This is a genomic window from Muriicola sp. Z0-33 (genome assembly GCF_026126425.1).
Taxonomy (GTDB): Bacteria; Bacteroidota; Bacteroidia; order Flavobacteriales; family Flavobacteriaceae; genus JAFMPW01.
The window spans coordinates 31345-49331 of the sequence record NZ_JAFMPW010000009.1 but is presented as its reverse complement, the minus strand read 5'-3'; the positions used below and the strand labels follow the sequence as shown (position 1 = coordinate 49331).

Annotated in this window: 11 protein-coding genes and 1 tRNA gene; 7 read left to right on the top strand and 5 right to left on the bottom strand. The window is 40.4% G+C overall.

Features of this window, described 5'->3' with window-relative positions; all coding sequences use genetic code 11:
- Positions 1 to 63: 63 nt before the first annotated feature.
- On the top strand, positions 64 to 2871 hold the full coding sequence (locus J1G40_RS12980) for a c-type cytochrome (RefSeq protein WP_265243076.1): 2808 nt from the start codon (positions 64 to 66) through the stop codon (positions 2869 to 2871).
- A gap of 5 nt (positions 2872 to 2876) precedes the next feature.
- Here J1G40_RS12980 and rimM read toward each other — a convergent pair whose 3' ends face one another.
- The 3 genes from rimM to J1G40_RS12965 all read right to left on the bottom strand — a co-directional run bounded on the left by rimM (position 2877) and on the right by J1G40_RS12965 (position 5621).
- The gene (gene rimM, locus J1G40_RS12975) at positions 2877 to 3407 is read right to left on the bottom strand and encodes a ribosome maturation factor RimM (RefSeq protein ID WP_265243075.1); all 531 of its coding nucleotides are present in this window, start codon (positions 3405 to 3407) and stop codon (positions 2877 to 2879) included.
- 14 nt (positions 3408 to 3421) lie between these two features.
- Positions 3422 to 4084: a 30S ribosomal protein S16 gene (locus J1G40_RS12970; RefSeq protein WP_265243074.1), complete on the bottom strand. Its 663-nt coding sequence runs from the start codon at positions 4082 to 4084 to the stop codon at positions 3422 to 3424.
- 112 nt (positions 4085 to 4196) lie between these two features.
- Positions 4197 to 5621: a sulfatase gene (locus J1G40_RS12965; RefSeq protein ID WP_265243073.1), complete on the bottom strand. Its 1425-nt coding sequence runs from the start codon at positions 5619 to 5621 to the stop codon at positions 4197 to 4199.
- Between the two features lie 153 nt (positions 5622 to 5774).
- On the opposite strand from J1G40_RS12965, the gene dnaE reads away from it, so the two are divergent.
- The 4 genes from dnaE (at position 5775) to J1G40_RS12945 (ending at position 11965) form a co-directional block, all read left to right on the top strand.
- On the top strand, positions 5775 to 10160 hold the full coding sequence (gene dnaE / locus J1G40_RS12960; RefSeq protein ID WP_265243072.1) for a DNA polymerase III subunit alpha: 4386 nt from the start codon (positions 5775 to 5777) through the stop codon (positions 10158 to 10160).
- A 144-nt stretch (positions 10161 to 10304) separates the two neighbouring features.
- On the top strand, positions 10305 to 10622 hold the full coding sequence (gene trxA / locus J1G40_RS12955) for a thioredoxin (protein WP_265243071.1): 318 nt from the start codon (positions 10305 to 10307) through the stop codon (positions 10620 to 10622).
- Between the two features lie 78 nt (positions 10623 to 10700).
- Positions 10701 to 11630, top strand: coding sequence for a DUF58 domain-containing protein (locus J1G40_RS12950; RefSeq protein WP_265243070.1), 930 nt, complete (start codon positions 10701 to 10703; stop codon positions 11628 to 11630).
- 261 nt (positions 11631 to 11891) lie between these two features.
- Positions 11892 to 11965, top strand: a tRNA-Asp gene (locus J1G40_RS12945).
- 646 nt (positions 11966 to 12611) lie between these two features.
- Here the strand turns inward: J1G40_RS12945 and J1G40_RS12940 are convergent.
- Positions 12612 to 13427 carry a hypothetical protein gene (locus tag J1G40_RS12940; protein ID WP_265243069.1) on the bottom strand — a complete coding sequence of 272 codons (816 nt, stop codon included), beginning with the start codon at positions 13425 to 13427 and terminating at the stop codon, positions 12612 to 12614.
- Positions 13428 to 13437: 10 nt separating this feature from the next.
- Complete coding sequence (locus tag J1G40_RS12935) at positions 13438 to 13974, bottom strand: PadR family transcriptional regulator (protein ID WP_265243068.1); 537 nt, start codon at positions 13972 to 13974, stop codon at positions 13438 to 13440.
- A gap of 269 nt (positions 13975 to 14243) precedes the next feature.
- Between J1G40_RS12935 and J1G40_RS12930 the strand changes: the two genes are divergently transcribed.
- The gene (locus J1G40_RS12930; RefSeq protein ID WP_265243067.1) at positions 14244 to 14972 is read left to right on the top strand and encodes a glutamine amidotransferase; all 729 of its coding nucleotides are present in this window, start codon (positions 14244 to 14246) and stop codon (positions 14970 to 14972) included.
- 159 nt (positions 14973 to 15131) lie between these two features.
- Entirely contained in the window at positions 15132 to 17960 is a 2829-nt protein-coding gene (locus J1G40_RS12925) for a M16 family metallopeptidase (RefSeq protein ID WP_265243066.1), read from the top strand.
- Positions 17961 to 17987 lie beyond the last annotated feature (27 nt).

Genomic DNA, 17987 nt, shown 5'->3' with positions numbered 1-17987 from the left:
TTGCCCTGAATATACCTATTTTTCTAGAACAATAGCCTGTTAACGCCACCCTCAATACCTAATATGACTAAATTCATTTGCTGCTTTCTAAGAAAATTTTTCTCTGATTTTTCAATTGTATTTATTTACTCACTAATTCCAATGTTGTTATGGCATTGCACTTCTGCCACCAAGGAACCTCATCCGGTGGAAAGAGTAATTGTATCCATGTCAGATTCTCTGCCGGTAGTATCTATTCCTGAAGATGTAGATCCGGAGCACGAAAATTGGAAAGGCATCGATCTGGAGCCTAAATCCCCTGTACTTCCATTATACCCGGAGGAAGAGGCTAAAAGGTTTTTATTGCCAGACGGTTATCAGATTACCCCGGTATTAACCGAACCTCAGATAGAACAGCCTGGTGCCATTGCCTTTGATGGTAATGGCAGACTGTATGTATTGGAACTTCGAACGTATATGTTAACCGCAGATTCTGATGGCACCCTGGAACCTGTAAGCAGAATATCGCGCTGGGAGGATAATGATAATGATGGAATTTATGAGACTGGAACCGCTTTTGTAGACCATCTGATTTTCCCCCGGTTTGTGCTACCCTATGGAAAAGATGCTATACTGACAATGGAATCTGATGCCGATAATGTCTATAAATATACCGACACCGATGGTGACGGAGAAGCAGACAAAAAGGAACTCTTTACTACAAATTATGGCCGCTCTGGTAATGTGGAACACCAACAGGCCTTTATGTATTACGGTATGGACAATTGGCTGTATAGCACCGTTAATGCTTTTCGGGTAAGAGAAACCCCTGGTGGGGTAATCCGGGAAGAAACCGGATATAACAGAGCTCAATGGGGAATATCTCATGACGATGATGGAAAACTCTGGTTTTTAGGTGGTGCCAGCGGACTTCCTTCGCAATTTCAATATCCGGTACACTATGGAAATTTCAATTATGATAATGAATTTGCTGAAGGTTTTGAAATCCCCTGGGGAGCGCCGGTTAAACTTGCCGATTTACAGGAAGGTATGGATAGGGTGCGTCAGCCAGATGGGGGGCCTAACAGAGTTACAGGAGCTGCAGGTAATGATATTTATCGGGGAGACCGCCTCCCAAAAGAAGTCTACGGCCAACTATTTTACGGGGAACCGGTGGCGCGTATAGTTCGGCAGATTAATCCGGTTGTAAAAGAAGGAATAACCACCCTCCATAACGTATATCAGGAACAAAAATCTGAATTCCTGCGTTCAACAGACCCCTTGTTTCGGCCAGTAGATATGGCCACTGCTCCGGATGGCACCCTTTATATTGCAGACATGTATCACGGAATTATCCAGGAGGGGCAATGGGCCCAAAAAGGCACATATCTCAGAACCAAAATAGAGCAATATCAACTAGATAAAGTAGTTGGCCTTGGCAGGATATGGCGAATTACACACAAGAGCCAGGGAAGAGATAAGACCGTACCCAGAATGTTTGAAGCACCCACTTCAGATTTGGTAAAGCATTTAGAGCATGCCAATGGTTGGTGGAGAGATAAGGCCCAGCAATTGATAGTGCTCAGGAGAGACACAAGCGTTGTTCCACAGTTAGAACAATTGGCAACAAAAAGCGATAACCTTCTAGCTCGTTTTCATGCTTTGTGGGCCCTGGAAGGCTTGGGGGTTCTAAAACCCGAATTACTTCATGAACTGTTTAAAGATCCTAATCCACGTATCCGAATACAGGCCATGAGGGCTGGTGAAACACTTTATAAGGCAGGGAACTCATCTTTAGACAGACTTTACTTAGGACTGTTGAGAGACAACGATATTGATGTGGCCATCCAGGCCATGCTCAGTGGAAAAGTCTTGAAAATACCGGGGCTGAATGCCGCTATAGAAAAACTACTGACATCAAATAAAGCAAAGGGTGTACAAACTATAGGAGAACAGATTTTACGTCCGAAAGAAGTAAAAAGATGGTGGGAAAAAAGCGATGCCGAATTAACCCAGAAACAGAAGTCGGTCATGAAAAAAGGCGCCGTTATATTTAATGAATTATGTGTTCAATGTCATGGAAACGATGGCAATGGGACCCCACTGGGTAACGGACAGGTAATGGCACCTGCCTTATCTGGCTCTTCAAGAGTACAATCTCATCCTGAATACATTATAAAAACAGTAATGCATGGGCTGGAAGGACCTTTAGATGGCACAAGCTACCCGGCAGGTATTATGGTGGGCAATAAAGAACAGTCTGATGAGTGGATAGCAGCAATCACCTCTTACATCAGACAGAATTTGTCTAATAAAGCCTCTATGATTAACGCGGAAGATGTGGCATTGGTACGTTCTGCAACTGAAGATAGGGAGGTCCCCTATAAATATGAGGAACTATTAAATGAAGTACCCCAGAGTATGGTGCCTTCTAAAGAATGGAAGATTACTGCAAGTCATATTGTACCTACCAGGATTGGGGGAACTGCCGCTGCCTCAAGTGCGTTTAATTTTGAGGGGTGGAGTACGGGGGAAACTCAGAAAAAAGGGATGTGGTTTCAAATAGAATTCCCTGAAATCCTATCCGTATCCGAATTGCATTTTAATTCTCCTCCGAAGTCGAGAGGATGGTCGCCCACTGCCCCACCGCCATTACAAACCTATCCTCGTTCCTATCTGTTGGAGGCATCTGTAGATGGGGAAAACTGGCAAAAGATTGCCGAGGGAAAATGCGAACAGGCGGATGTTCTGATTGCCTTCGATCTGGTGAAGGCGAAGTTCCTGAAAATAACACAACTCGAAGATATAGAAGAGAAAGATCTGCCTATCCCCTGGGCGATGCGTCAAATGAAAATATTTGGAAATCCGGGAATAGATAAGGGTTCTAACTAACCTTTTTAATTATTCAGGTAGAGATCTACGAGTCCTTCCGGAGTGCTGACATTAATAGTTTTATTCTTCCTGTCTACTTTGGTAATAATATCATCATTAATGGGGACCAATATCTGCTTACCCTCTTTTTCGGCTTCAAAAAGTGCCTGAGATGCCGAATCGTTTACCGCGGTAATTCTTCCAATATTCCCGTGGACCGCATCTATTAATTCAAAACCAATAATTTCGTGATAGTAAAATTTATTCCCGCTTAATTTTGGAAGTGTACTTAGAGGAAGATAGAGTTCTGCACCAAGTATCCTTTCCGCAGTGGATTCATCCTTAACCTCCTCAAATGATATCCTCAGTAAGTTGGATTTATGTAGGCGACATCGATCAATAAAAAATGGAACCAGATTGTTTCCGATCGAAACAAATACTGATTCCATATTATCGTAAATTTCAGGATCATCAGTGTCTAATTTAACTAACACCTCTCCCTTAAAGCTATATTTGGATACGACCTTGCCCAGAAAGAAACACTCCTCCTTTTGCATATCGTATTTTTTATTTATTCTTCTTCTGCCTTCTCTTCAGCAGCAGCTTCTTCCGCTACAACTTCTTCCTTGGCTTCAGGAGCTTCTGCCACTTCTTCTTTCTCTTCAGCAACTGCTTCAGTAGTTTCCTCTACTGCCTCAGCAGTCTCCTCAGCAGCAGCTTCGGTTTCTACCACTTCTATAGCGCCTTCAGTTACTTCCTCTTCAGCCTCTTCATCGGGAGTTGCTGCTTCAATGGCAGCCTGAGCACGTTTGTCGCTAATTTCTTTTTCAGCTTCCAATGCTTTAGCTCTGGCCTCAGATTTTTCTTTATCTAACCCAGCAATTTTACCTGCTACAGCTTTCTCTTTATCAGCCACCCATGCATTGAATTTTTCCTCAACTTGCTCCTCTGTAAGTGCTCCTTTTCTTAATCCTCCTAAAAGGTGGTGTTTTAAAAGTACTCCTTTATAAGACAAAATTCGTCTTGCAGTTTCAGAAGGTTGTGCTCCATTCTGTAACCATTTTACAGAATCATCAACATTTACTTCAATGGTTGCAGGGTTGGTATTGGGATTGTAGATGCCCAATTTTTCAAGGAATTTACCATCTCTTTTCGCACGTCCATCGGCCGCAACGATCCAATAAAATGGTTTTCCTTTTTTTCCGTGTCTTTGTAATCTAATTCTAACTGGCATATCACATTAATTTTGCAGGGTGCCCGACCCTCGTTATTAATTCTTTTATTCCCTAAAAGGGGTGCAAATATACTTCATTTCTTTAAATGCGCAATACTTTACCACATTTCCTTTATTCCCTTTCTGCCAATTGATCTTTCCCCATCACCAGATTGGATTTGTGTAACGCAACCAGTTCATTTATTTCCTTGATAATTTCCGGGTGTTTCTTAGCAATATTGAACTGTTCCCCTGCATCATGACTTAAATTGTAAAGCAAAGGAATTTCGTGCACTTCTTTTTCGCCAAATTGCCCATAGGCCCCCTGTGTAATGAAGTGTGCCTTATAGTCTCCCAGCCTGACGGCATAGAGCTCTGTACCCCTGTAATAGAAAATGCTTTTTCTGGGGCCAGGTGCTTTATTGAGGAGAGTGGCGCTCAGGTCTTGTCCGTCAATAATTCGATCCCTGGGGATATCAACCCCGGCCATTTTACTAAAAGTGGTGAACAAATCCATTGTAGAACCTATATCTGTTATCAAACCAGGGGCAATTAATCCAGGTCCCCAGAAAATTGCGGGCTCTCTCATACCTCCTTCCCAGGTAGACCCCTTACCAGCCCTTAACAAACCGGCACTACCCCCATTATTCTTAAACGGTAACCAGGGACCATTATCGGAGGTGAAAATCACAATGGTATTATCTGCCAATCCTTCTTCCTTTAGCGTGCTGATAATTTTGCCCACCCCGTGATCAATTTCTTCTAACACATCGCCATACAGTCCGCGCTTACTTTTGCCTTTAAACTCTTTGGAAGTAAAAAGTGGAATATGGGGAAGGTTATGCGCCAGATACACAAAGAAAGGTGCTGCTTTATTCTCCTTGATAAAAGTTATGGCCTCTTCAGCATATCTTTTAGTAATGGTATTCTGATTTGCCGGACGTTCTATTATCTCTGTATTCCTGATCAATGGTACATTGAAGTGTTCTGTTTTTATTGCCTCATCTTCCTGTTGCCAATATTTCCAGTACGGCATTTCTGAAATCATATCCATATCATTGGAATAGGGTATCCCGAAGTAATAATCAAATCCATTATTGGTAGGTAAATACTGTTCTTTATGCCCCAAATGCCATTTACCAATACAGGCGGTGCTATAGCCTGCCTGCTTCAATTGTTCAGCAATAGTAATTTCAGCAGCCGGAAGGCCGTTTTTTGAATCCGGAAAAAGTACCCTGTACTTGTTGCTAGACATGCCGCTTCTTACAGTTAGCCTTCCAGTAAGTAAAGCAGCCCGACTGGGGGTACACACACTGGCTGCAACATAAAAATTGGTCCATTTTTGCCCTTCATACGCCATTTGATCCAAATTTGGGGTAGCAATGGTCGGATTTCCATAAACTCCAAGATCCCCATAGCCAAGGTCGTCGGCAAAGATTATGACAAAGTTAGGCGGCTGTTTTTCATTATCCTGCGCAACGGCAAAGTGCAACTGACATAAACATAGAAAAAGGAGCATCCCAAATCTTTTCCTTGTTAAAAGCATATCTGTTCTCATATAGATGTATTGATTGTGGAATATAGTAATAATCGCTTTCTCCTTAAAAAGTATAAGAAAAAAATGACGTTGATAACTACTGAAAACTCCCCTTTTTCTACCCTTAATTTTTGACTATTTTTATCCATTAGTTTATATCGAAACGCCAACTGTATGTATCTTATCTTTGACACTGAGACTACCGGTCTTCCCAAGCGCTGGGACGCGCCCATAACCGATACCGACAATTGGCCGAGATGTATTCAGATTGCCTGGCAGTTGCATGATGAGCTTGGTAATCTGATAGAACATCAGGACTTTCTAATCCAGCCAGACGGGTTTAACATCCCTTATGACGCCGAACAGATTCATGGTATCTCTACCGATTTGGCAGCGCAAAAAGGAAAACCTCTGGCAGAAGTTCTTGGGGCATTTAATGTAGCACTCTCCAAATCCAAATTTGTAGTTGGTCAAAACGTTGGTTTTGATGTCAATATAATGGGAGCCGAGTTTTATCGGCTCGAAATAGACAATCCACTGCAACAACTCCCCGTATTAGACACCTGTACAGAGCATACTGCCACACTATGCCAAATTCCGGGAGGAAGAGGAGGTAAGTTTAAATTGCCAACGCTGACAGAATTGCACGAATTTCTATTTAATGAACCGTTTGCAGAAGCCCACAACGCCACAGCAGATGTTGAAGCGACGGCCAGGTGTTTTTTCGAATTGGTTCGAAAAAAGCAATTTACCACAGAACAACTCGACGTAGATCAGGACTATTATTCAAAATTCAGCGAAGTCCATCCAAAGGAAGTACAACTTTTAGGACTTAAGCATCTTAATCTTAAAAAGGCTTCCAGGAAAATTGCTGACCGACTAAAGTCTGCCGAAACGTTAGAGGTCTCTCATGAAGAGATCAATGAGAATATAAAAACGCTGGAAGACAGCCAGTTTGCGCATCTTCATAACCACTCCCAGTTTTCAGTTTTACAATCTACTATTAAAGTTAAAGATCTGGTTAAATGTGCTGCTGACAACAACATGCCCGCAGTAGCCATTACGGACCATGCCAATATGATGGGTGCCTTCCATTTTGTAAAAGAAATCAAGGCCCACAACCAAAATATCGCCGAATTAAATAAAGAGGCCATCGAAAATGGGGAAACAGCATTAAAGAAAGAACTTATCCCCATTATAGGCTGTGAGTTTTTTGTATGTGAAGACCACCATAATAAGAATGTAAAAGATTATGGGTATCAGGTGGTGTTATTAGCCAAGAACAAAAATGGATACCACAATTTAGCAAAGATGTCTTCTATCGCCTATACGGACGGGTTTTACTACGTGCCCAGAATAGACAAGAAGATTATTGAGGAATATAAGGAAGATCTTATCGCCCTTACAGGGAACCTCTACGGTGAGGTTCCTTCAAAAATTCTGAATGTAGGTGAAAAGCAGGCAGAAGAAGCACTACTATGGTGGAAGTCTGTTTTTGGAGAAGACCTATACGTAGAATTGATGCGCCATGGCCAGGAAGATGAAGACAGGGCCAACCAGGTGCTGATTCCCATGGCCAAAAAGCACCAGGTTAAAATGGTTGCTACAAACAATACCTATTATTGCGCAAAGGAGGATGCCGACGCTCATGACATATTGCTCTGTGTAAAAGACGGGGAAAAACAGGCTACCCCTATTGGCCGTGGTCGTGGTTATCGGTACGGGCTTCCCAATCAGGAGTATTATTTTAAGTCATCTGAAGAGATGAAAACCTTATTCAGAGACCATCCTGAGGCTATCCTGAACATAAGGGAAGTCCTGGAAAAGATTACACCTTATGAGTTGGCCAGAGAGGTATTACTGCCAAAATTTGAAATCCCCCCGGCCTTTTTGGTGCAGGAAGATGAAAATGATGGAGGGAAGCGCGGGGAAAATAGTTATCTAAGACATATTAGTTACGAAGGTGCTAAGAAAAGATATCAGGAAATTACCCCGGAAATTACCGAGCGAATCGACTTTGAATTGCAGACCATTGAAAACTCTGGGTATCCCGGTTATTTTCTTATTGTAGAAGACTTTATCCGGGAAGCCAGAAAGATGGACGTCTCCGTAGGTCCCGGAAGAGGGTCTGCAGCGGGTTCTGTAGTGGCGTATTGCCTGGGAATTACCAATATTGACCCATTAAAATACGATCTGCTTTTTGAGCGTTTCCTTAACCCGGACAGGGTCTCTATGCCCGATATTGATATTGATTTTGATGACGAAGGGCGTGGAAGGGTAATGGATTATGTAATTAATAAATACGGGGCTAACCAGGTGGCGCAGATTATTACCTATGGTACAATGGCAGCAAAATCTTCCATTCGGGATACTGCCAGGGTATTGGATCTTCCCCTGGGTGATGCCGACAGAATAGCCAAACTTATCCCCAACATGTCCAAACTTGGGAAAATATTTGGTGTTCCCGAGGCCGATTTAAAAAAACGCTTCAGGGCCGACGAACTGGAAAAGGTGAATAACCTGCTGAACATTTCTGAAGGAGAAGACCTGGAGGCGCAAACCGTAAATATGGCCAGGGTGCTCGAAGGCTCCTTAAGAAATACAGGGATCCACGCCTGTGGAGTAATTATTACCCCCGATGATATCACCAATTTTGTACCTGTCGCCACGGCCAAGGATTCTGACCTTTATGTTACCCAGTTCGACAATTCAGTAGTAGAAAGTGCGGGATTGTTGAAGATGGACTTCCTGGGTTTAAAAACGCTGACGCTGATTAAAGACACGGTAAAAATAGTAAAGGCAAGACAGGGGTTGCAATTGGTGCCTGATGAATTTCCACTCGATGATGAAGAGACCTATGCACTGTTTCAAAGAGGTGATACAGTAGGGATCTTTCAATACGAATCTGCCGGAATGCAGAAACATTTAAAAGATCTTAAACCAACGGTCTTTGACGATTTAATTGCCATGAATGCCTTGTACAGACCTGGCCCCATGGAGTACATCCCTACATTTATCCAAAGGAAAAACGGCTTTGCTGAAATAAGTTATGACCTTCCTGAGATGGAAGAATACCTGAAGGAAACTTATGGGATTACCGTTTATCAGGAACAGGTGATGCTGCTTTCGCAAAAATTGGCGGGTTTTACAAAGGGTGAAGCAGATGTGTTGAGGAAAGCCATGGGTAAAAAGATTTTGCCATTGCTGCAAAAGTTAAAACCCCAGTTTCTGGATGGAGGTGAAAAAAATGGGCATCCCAGAGATACCCTGGAAAAGATATGGAAAGATTGGGAGGCTTTTGCGTCTTACGCTTTCAATAAAAGTCATTCTACCTGCTACGCCTACATCGCTTATCAGACGGCCTATCTAAAAGCACATTTCCCAGCAGAATATATGGCAGCCGTGCTTTCGAATAATATGAACGACATTAAGCAGGTTACCTTTTTTATGGAAGAATGTAAGCGGATGGGCTTAAATGTTTTGGGCCCGGATGTTAATGAATCTTATTACAAATTTGCAGTAAATAAAGACAACGCTGTACGTTTTGGAATGGGAGCAATAAAGGGAGTTGGAAGATCTGCTGTAGAGACCATTGTTGCCAACAGGAAGGAAAATGGGCATTATAAATCTGTCTTTGATCTGGCAAAGCGTATAGATTTGAGGGCAGCGAACAAAAAGTCGTTCGAAAACCTTGCCCTGGCCGGTGGGTTCGATTCTTTCGGGAATACCCACAGAGCACAGTATTTTCATAGCGAAGGCGACGGACTTACCTTTTTGGAAAAAGTGATCAAGTATGGCGCTAAATTCCAGGAAAATGAAAATTCTTCTCAGGTGAGCCTCTTTGGAGATGCCAGTGAGGTGCAGATTCCTGAACCCGAAGTACCTCCTTGCGAGACCTGGGGGACCATGGAAAAACTCAGAAGGGAAAAAGAAGTAGTTGGGATATACATCTCCGGGCATCCTCTGGATGATTTCAAGGCCGAGATTGGCGCTTTTTGCAATAGCAATATTGCGGCCTTCCACCAATTGGAAAACCATATTAACCGCGAACTTAGCTTTGCCGGGGTTATCACAGATGTACAACATCGGATTTCGAAAAATGGGAAAGGATGGGCCATTTTTACTATAGAAGATTATACAGACAGCCTGGAATTTAGAATTTTTGGAGAAGAGTATTTAAGATTCAGACACTTTTTAATGATCAATTCCTTTGCCTATATAAAAGTGTATGTAAAAGAAGGATGGGTAAACAGGGATACCGGGAAAAAAGGAGATCCCAGATTGCAATACAACAGTTTTATGTTGCTACAGGAGGTCATGGAAACCTTTGCTAAAAAGTTGACCATTAAACTGAATATCGATGAACTGAAAGAGCAGGACGTTCATAACATCAAAGACACCCTGGTTTCACATAAAGGCAACCATTCCCTGAATTTTGTAGTGTATGAAATGGAGGAAGAAATAAAAGTGACACTTTCCAGCAGAAAACAGAAAGTTAGAATAAGCAGCGAATTACTGGCCGCTCTGGAAGAAAATGAACTGCATTATAAATTAAATTAATCTTTAAGGCAGATTTAGGGTCTTAAAGCCGTGATATTTAGCTATAGACGATGGCAATGTCATTATAAAGAAAATGTATACAACGGGGGTAATGAATAGGTAAAATATTTGACTAAATTTGCGTAATATCAAAAAACAAATAAAATGGCATTAGAAATAACCGATGCTACTTTTGATGAAGTAGTATTAAAAAGTGACAAACCTGTAGTAGTAGATTTTTGGGCAGCATGGTGTGGACCCTGTAGAATGGTTGGTCCTATTATAGACGAGGTAAGTAGCGAATATGAAGGCAAGGCTGTTGTTGGGAAGGTAGATGTAGATGCCAATCAGGAATTTGCAGCTAAATATGGTGTGAGAAATATTCCTACCGTATTGGTTTTCAAAGGTGGTGAGATTGTCACCAGACAAGTAGGGGTTTCTCCTAAAAAAGTGTACACAGACGCTATAGACGCTGTACTATAAATTATAATTACAAGTTGTAATAAAAGGTTTGACCTCGTTTAGTTCGGGGTCAAACCTTTTTTGATATATCTTAGTTGCATGAATCTGCAATCCGAACTGCATAAAGCCCCATTATTCCAGAACCTGGAACTTTTGGCTAATCAGGTGGTAGAAGGGTTTATAAGTGGTATCCACAAAAGCCCCTTCCATGGTTTTTCTGCGGAGTTTGCTGAACACAAGATTTACAATACAGGGGAGAGCACCAAACATATAGATTGGAAGTTATTTGCCAAAACAGATAAGCTGTATACCAAAAGATATGAAGAGGAAACCAATTTAAGGTGTCATATGATACTGGATAATTCGGCCTCGATGTATTACCCACGGGTTGAACAATTAAATGTTGAAAATTTAAACAAAATAGGCTTTGGAGTACTCGCAATTGCTGCGCTGATGAACTTGTTGAAAAAACAAAGAGATGCGGTTGGCTTAAGTGTATATGCAGGTGACTACAACTATTATGCACCGGAGAAAGGCAGTGAGAGACACCATCAAATGTTGCTGGCGAAATTAAGTGAGATTAGCCAGGATAATAAGCCCGCTAAACAAACTGAGACCTATACCTATTTGCATCAGATTGCTGAGAAAATAAAGCGACGCAGTCTTATTTTCCTTTTTACAGACATGTTTCAAACCAGTACCGGCGATGAAGAACTATTTGATGCGCTTCGGCATTTAAAATACAACAAGCATGATGTAGTGCTGTTTCATTTGCTCGACAAAGAAACAGAGATGCATTTTAATTTCGAAAATACTCCCAAAAGGTTTGTAGATGTAGAAAGTGGAGAGCACATAGATCTTTATGCAGATACTGTTAAACAGGCCTATGAAAAAGAACTTTCCCAATATTTGGCCTCACTTAAATTGAAATGCGCGCAATACAAAATTAAATATGTAGATGTGGATATCTCCGCTCCATTTGATAAAGTACTAAATACTTTTATGATAGAGCGACAGCAATTTCTTTAGCCCGTTATTTGATTGAAGGCCCTTATTTTTCTTTCTAAGAATAAAAAAAGCCTTAATAAAATGTAATTTTTTGCTGCCATTTTAGCGTGGAATTGAAGGTTAGCGCATCTCTAAAACAAAAATACATATCTGCAATGTCTCGACCTTCTTTCCTATATAGAAGAGCATTGGGATGCGAAGATTTCCTATTTTCTTCAATTTTAAACAAAATTGTTTGTCAAAATAATTAGGCAACGTATATTTGCACACGCTAAACGCCACGGTCTGGTAGTTCAGTTGGTTAGAATACCTGCCTGTCACGCAGGGGGTCGCGGGTTCGAGTCCCGTCCAGACCGCAGAGTAGTAAGCCCTTCTCACCTAGTGAGGGGGGCTTTTTTATTTAGGAGCATTCAAGCTTGCTTGTTGATGCGAATAAATAAAAAAGGACCACAACGGCATAGCCGTTAGAGGGGCTACTACTCTGCTGGGCCACCCCCTTGGGCCCTTTTCGAGGTGGTAGCCGAGAAAAGAATCCCGTTTTTTCAATAAACAATTATCAGTTAGCAGTAAACAGTTAGAAGTCAGAAGTTAGAAGTCAGAAGTCAGAAGTCAGAAGTTATATAGGTACTCTTTTAAAATCGATCATTGTTTATTGTTTATTGCTAATTGATAATTGAATGGCCACCCCTTGGGCCCTTTTCGAGGTGGTAGCCGAGAAAAGAATCCCAAATTTTCAATAATCAATTATCAGTTAGCAGTAAACAGTTAGAAGTCAGAAGCCAGAAGTCAGAAGTCAGAAGTCAGAAGTCAGAAGTCAGAAGTCAGAAGTCAGAAGTCAGAAGTTATATAGGTACTCTTTTGAAATCGATAATTGTTTATTGTTTATTGTTTATTGATAATTGAATGGCCACCCCTTGGGCCGCTTCCGAATAAAATGAGGAAGCAATCCCGTTTTCAATTAACAGTAAACAGTTAGCAATTAGCAATATCCTGAAACCATTGTTAATTGTTAATGCTCGTTTGTTTCTGTCCTAATAAAAAACCAAGGATACCTCCATAAATAAAATTAGAAATTCCTACTTCAACTCCGTGTACTAGTCTGATATTAGATGGCATATATTCACTAGGAGGAATTAATGGGGCTATTGCCCCTAGAATTGAGAAAATTAGTCCTATTAAAATTGCATTTTTTGTTAGCGACCAATTTGATGTACGCACAACTAAAATGGCAATGACTACAAAAATGAGCCCCCTGGGGAATTGTGTCAAAATCATTAAATCAATAGATGGTAATTTATCCTTATAGAAATCCATAAGTTCAGGATAGGTGGCTTGCAATATCATCCCGGCAACTAAATAAAAAATAAGATATAGTACTACGCCTACAAGGACTCTCCATAACCAGCCAAATGTAGAACGAGGTCTGAAATTTAACCTCGATCCTTGCGCGTCCCCTCTTATAAGGAGGTAAATCAAAATTGGGGCAAATAACGCTGCGACTAAAAGACCTTGAAGTATTTCTTCAATTGTTTTTGATCTATCGGTTACATTAAAAATATAGGCTTCTATTGCTAAATTGAAGCATCCGACTAGGTAAAGGATTACAAAAACCGATAAAACAAGATTGAACCTTCCCATGTTGGTTTTGGAAACGTAAATGCCCAATACAACTACAATTAAGAAATTGGCTAGCATAGACCATTTAATAGCGCTCAGGTTCAGTATTTCACCAGAAGTCAATATTAGCGTGTAGATAATATTTAGTGCAGTCAGGATTATCGCGCCCAGGATTAGCTTTGGGTAATAGTGAGATTTCATCTTTTATAAATTAATTAATTTCAATCAGTGCCTTTTTGCACCATTTTAATGTAACCATGGCCGTATCAACGCCATGTTGAAGAGCGAGCTTACCATGCAAGGGCATTTCATTTGCTTGCTGGTGGTAGTGTTGCTTCAGTTCTTTGATGTATCTACTTAAATAGTCACTAAATGTGGTCAAAAAAAGTAATTTTTGCTTTTTATCAACCAGTGTTTCCATAAAAGCAAATCGCAGCAATAATTCATCTATTCTTTTTTCGACATCCTCTTTTTCAATTGGTTTAACAAACCAACTTGTGAGAATCGAAATTCCTTTGGAAGTTATTTGAAAAGGAGATTTCTTTGAATCTTTTATAACGCCTTTTTCAATAAGTCCAAGTTGCTCCATTCTTTTTAATGCAGGATAAATTGTACCAGGACTACTGCTGTAATTACTTAGAGCGGTTTGTTCAAATAATTTTCGAATACGATACCCGGATAAGGGTTGGTTTTGAATTAATCCAAGTATGGCAAAATCTAATAACGTCGGCTTAATAATATTTTTCATATTTAATACGATTCGTATTACGAACATAATACGAATCGTATTAAAAAGCAAATTTTTATGCGCAAATTCAAAATAGCATTATGCAGCAGGCAGTAAAAAGTATACAGTTCTAGGTGCCTTTTGGTTGATCAAAATCATTGTTTATTATCAATTGTTTATCGATAATTACTATCTATTGACTGTCAAAGAATTAGCAGTACCCTAATTTCAGAAAACAAAAGATTCTATATATTGAATCAAGTGAACCAAATAAAAATATAAGGGGTTCAATGAAGAAAAAGATACTCATACTACAAATGCGGCCGGAAGATGAGGTAACAGAAAGTGAATTTCAGGCCATTCTTCGTGTTGGTGGATTAAACCAGGATGAAGTGCATCGCGTTCGACTGGAGCAAGGTATTCCTGAAATTGATATCAATGACTATGCTGCTATTATTGCCGGAGGCAGCCCTTTTGACATTACCACCCCGCATAAAAATAAGAGCCAAATCCAAAAAGACATCGAGGTATTTTACGATCAATTATTTGATAGCGTAGTTCCGGAGGATTTTCCATTTTTTGGCGCTTGTTCCGGTAACGGATTACTTGGCAAATATTGTGGAGCGCGGATATCAAAAAAATATTCAGAGACACTAGGAAGCGTCCAGGTACAAATTACTGATGAAGGAGTAAAAGACCCTCTTTTAAAAGATCTGCCACGAACCTTTTCTGCAATGGTAGGTCATAAAGAAGCTTGCGACGATGTACCGCCGGGAACGGTACTCTTATGCTCATCCGAGGCCTGCCCTGTTCAGATGTTCAGGGTTAAAAACAATATCTATTCAGCACAATTTCATCCGGAAGCCGATGCCAATGAATTTATTCTGAGAATCAAAGCCTATAAATATCACGGCTATTTCCCACCCGGAGAAGCAGACGAACTAATTGCCATGGTTCGCCATACACACACCCCTGTAGCCAAAGAAATACTCAAACGTTTTGTGGAGAAATACAAATAAATAAGGCCCAAACTAAGAGGACGCTAATTCTTCTATTTTATCTACTGCCTCCAGGCCATCCAATGTGAAAGCAATCTTAAATAATTCATAATATTTTTCTTACAATTTATTCTTCTTTATCTTTTTCGTTTATTTACAAATTCACATTAACCATTACACATGAAAAATTTTATTCTTTTAATCGTCTGCACCTTTATTGGTCTTTCGACTCTTACAGCACAGACCGATGGTCTGAGTACCACAACAATCCCGGAAGAAAATATTCCTGTCGATCCTAATGTTAAAGTAGGAACATTGCCTAATGGGCTGACGTATTACATTAGAAATAATGGCAAGCCAGAAGACAAAGTAGAGCTGCGTTTGGCCGTTAATGCAGGATCTATTATGGAAACAGACAGGCAGCTTGGCCTGGCCCATTTTATGGAGCATATGAATTTCAATGGCACCAAAAACTTTGAAAAAAATGATTTGGTAGATTATCTACAAAGCATTGGAGTAAAATTTGGAGCCGATTTAAATGCTTATACAAGTTTTGATGAAACAGTATACATACTCCCCATACCAAGTGACGATCCTGAAAAATTAGAAAAAGGATTTCAAATACTGGAAGACTGGGCACATAATACCACCTTGTCTGAAGAGGCTATTGATGGAGAACGAGGAGTAGTGCTCGAAGAACTTCGTGTGCGACTAGGCGCAGAAGAACGTATGCAAAAAGTGACACTACCTAAGATGATGTATGGCTCTAAGTATGCAGATCGTCTTCCAATTGGCACCAAAGAAAACCTGGAAAATTTCTCCTATGATGACGTTCGCGATTATTACAAAACCTGGTACAGACCAGAATTAATGGCAGTTATCGCCGTGGGGGATCTAGACGTTGAAATAATGGAGGCTAAAATAAAAGCACATTTTTCGAACATTAAAAAATCCGAAAACCCTGCAGAACGTTTGTCTTATGAATTACCAAACCATGAAGAAACCCTCATTGCAATTGCTTCCGATAAGGAAGCAGCTTTTAGTCGGGTACAGGTGCTGTATAAAGATCGTTTTGAAGCACCAATAACGACTACGATAAAGGACTATCGGGACAGGTTGGTTAAAAATCTGTTTTCCACCCTAATCAATAATAGATTAGATGAAATTCGCAATAGTGCAAATCCCCCATTCGTTTTTGGATATTCTTACTATGGAGGCACTTTTGCAAGAACAAAAAATGCCTATCAATCTTTCGCTCAAACTAGTCCCGACGGCCAAATGAGTGGACTTAAAGCAATTTTGGAAGAAAATGAACGGGTTAAACGTTTTGGTTTTCAAGAAGGGGAATTTGAGCGTGCTAAAAAAAGTCTTTTAGCCAGGCTCGAAAAGCAATTTAATGACCGGGATAAGCTAGAAAGCAATCGAATAGTCAACAGTTATATTTACAATTACCTAAGAAAGAGTCCAATACCCGGTATCGCCTGGCAATATGACATAACCCAACGCTTATTGCCTAATATAAAACTTGAAGAAATAGGGGTGCTCATTAATAGTTTCTTACATGATGATAATCGGGTTATTGTATTGACCGGGCCTGAAAAAGAAGGTGTTAAATTGGTAACTGAAGAAGAGGTTAAAACCTTATTAGAAACTATCAAAACGGCTGAGATCGCTCCCTATCAGGATGAAGCCATTCGGTCCGAGTTAATTGAAACAATACCCACACCTGGTACTATAGTGGCATCAGAGACAAATCCCAATTTAGAAATTACCACATTTACCTTAAGCAATGGAGCTAAAGTCACTTACAAAAAGACAGATTTTAAAAATGACGAAGTACTTTTTAGGGCCTATAGTCCAGGGGGTACCAGCTTATATAGTGATGAAGAATTCCGTACTACAGTTTTTGCCAATAGCGGTCTTTCGGAAGCAGGCATAGGGGGATTGTCTTTAACCGATCTCAGTAAATTTATGAGTGGTAAAATTGTAAGGGTATCTCCCAGAATAGGAGCATTTAGTGAAAATTTTAATGGTTCTGCGGCCCCCAAAGACCTGGAGACCTTATTTCAAATAGTACATCTCTACTTCACTTCTCTCAATAAAGACAAAACGGCTTTTAATTCTTTTATGACCAAGCAAAAAAGCTTTTTGGGTAACCTCATGGCCAATCCACAGTTTTACTTTCAAGACCAATTGGGTCAGGTTAAGAACGAAGGCAACCCCAGGTATACCGGATTTCCCACAGTAGAAAAAATGGAAGCTTCCGACTATGAACTGGCATATGCCAAATATCAGGAACGCTTTGCCGATGCAGGAGATTTTCATTTCTACTTTGTTGGTAATGTCGATGAAGCAAAGGTTAAGGAATATGCTGTCACCTATCTCGCGTCTTTACCAGGCTTGAATAGTAATGAAAAGTATCTCCCCACTAAATTCAGAAGAAAAGACATCTATCAAAAGCACATAGTAAATAGGGGAAGTGACCCAAAGAGTAATGTTAGCATAAGCTGGGAAGAAGAGATTCCCTTTGACAGCAGTACCGAAATGGCTGTTAATGCTCTTGGAGAAGTGCTGACCATAAAACTAGTGGAAAAGCTACGTGAAGAAGAAGGCGGAGTATATGGTGTAGGAGCAAGGGGTAATTTGAGTAAAATATCCTACTCTAACTTAACTTTCAGCATATCGTTTCCTTGCGGGCCAGAGAATGTTGATAAATTGATTAACGCCGCTTTAACTGAAATAGAAAAAATAAAAATAGATGGCGTCACCCCAAAAGATATGGCCAAGGTAAAAGAAACTTATTTGGTAAAACGCAAAGAAGATATAAAGACAAATAGATTCTGGATTAGCAATCTTGTGAAAGCAGACCAACAAGATCGCAACCTGGAAAGTATGATGAAACTCGACACCAAACTTGATGATTTGACCGCGGAGGATGTTCAGCAAGTTGCTCAAAAATATTTGGATGAAAATTACTTTTTAGGCATTTTAATGCCAGAGACAGAGTAAATACAAGCATATATCTACTTCAGAATA